Below are 1,324 nucleotides of genomic sequence, written 5' to 3'. Positions count from 1 at the left end.
GCCTGGTCCTGGTGGGCCGCCCACCACTGGTACTAAGCCGACCCACAGGCTCCAGTGACCCGAAGGGGGCCCGGTGCACACGCACCGGGCCCCCTCCGGCCTGCCCACCCCCTTCCGGCAAAGCCGGGAACGGACCGTGGCCGCGCAACGCCAGGGCCACCGTGATGCCGGTCGGCGGAGCCTCGAAATCCTTAGCCTGACCGCCGGAGCGGTCCGCCCTCTGGCAACCCCGGTCGCCGCGGCCCTGGCCAGGTGCCTGATGGCACGGGGCGGCGTGACACCTCACAGGCTTCGCCGGCGCCGCCGCGAAGGATCTACCGCTCCGCGGTGCGGAGGAAGGCCGTGCCGTCCCGCCCCGGGCACCGGTCGGAGGCCGAAGCCGGCGTCGAAGTGGACTCCTTTGGGCGGGTCAGGGGGAGAGGCGGGGAGCAGAAATGAGTACGCCCCCGGGGAGCGGACTCCCAGGGGGCGTACGACGTGTCGAAGACTCAGCTTTCGCCGTTCCACGACCGCCACAGGTCCGAGTACGGTCCGCCCGCGCCGACCAGTTCGTCGTGGATGCCCAGCTCGACGATGCGGCCGGACTCCATGACGGCGACGCGATCGGCGTCGTGTGCGGTCTGCAGTCGGTGGGCGATGGCAATGACGGTGCGGTCCGACCGGACGGCGGCCACTGCCCGCTCCGCCTGCCGGGCCGTCGTCGGGTCGAGCAGCGACGTGGCCTCGTCCAGGATCAGGGTGTGAGGGTCCGCCAGATGCACCCTGGCCAGGGTGAGTTGCTGTGCTTGGGCAGCCTCCAGTTCGACTCCGCCCGAGCCCAGCGGGGTGTCCAGGCCTTCCGGCAGTTCGGCCACCCAGTCCGCTTCCACCGACTTCAGCGCCGCGAGGACGGCCTCGTCGTCGGCTTCTGGCGCGGCCATGGTCATGTTGTCGCGAAGGGTACCCATGAACACGTGGTGCTGTTGACGAGCTGCGCCACGGCGGTTCCGTCAGGGATTTCGGTGCTGCCGCGGAACACCAGTGCCGCGTACCCCGGCTGGTCGGCGAGGAGCTCTCCGTGCGTGCCGGTCGCCTGCACCTTTCCGTTCACGAGGTAGGCGACTTCGTCGGCCTGGCCGAGCACGAGCGGCGACGCGCTGCGGCGACAACACCGAGATCACCCGAGTCGGGAATCCGGGAACACTCGCTTCGAGGTTGCTCGGGTGGCTTCAGGGCGTTGCCGAGCTGTTCAACGCCGCTGCGTTTATCGTCGCGGCCGGGGCACAAGCCCGTCTTCCATGATCACGACCTCGGCGTGGAGGGTGTACTTCTGGGCGGCGGCAGG

The 1,324-nt window shown here is 70.4% G+C and carries 1 protein-coding gene and 2 pseudogenes; 1 reads left to right on the top strand and 2 read right to left on the bottom strand.

The annotated features are described in order from the left end of the window. Positions 1 to 488 precede the first annotated feature (488 nt). Both ACZ5ON_RS36065 and ACZ5ON_RS36060 read right to left on the bottom strand, forming a co-directional pair. Positions 489 to 965 (bottom strand): annotated as a pseudogene (locus ACZ5ON_RS36065) (ABC transporter ATP-binding protein); the annotation flags it as partial. Then, a pseudogene (locus ACZ5ON_RS36060) lies at positions 923 to 1,138 on the bottom strand (hypothetical protein); the annotation flags it as partial. The pseudogenes ACZ5ON_RS36060 and ACZ5ON_RS36065, both read right to left, overlap by 43 nt. Between ACZ5ON_RS36060 and ACZ5ON_RS36055 the strand changes: the two are divergent. Beyond that, positions 1,058 to 1,324, top strand: a 267-nt coding sequence (locus tag ACZ5ON_RS36055; RefSeq protein ID WP_465601847.1) for a hypothetical protein, incomplete at its 3' end; no start/stop codon positions are given. The pseudogene ACZ5ON_RS36060 and the gene ACZ5ON_RS36055 sit on opposite strands and share 81 nt — an antisense overlap.

This window comes from Kitasatospora sp. NPDC032150 (genome assembly GCF_055579945.1).
Note: the sequence above shows the minus strand (reverse complement) of the source record. Positions and strands in the feature narration are given on the sequence as shown.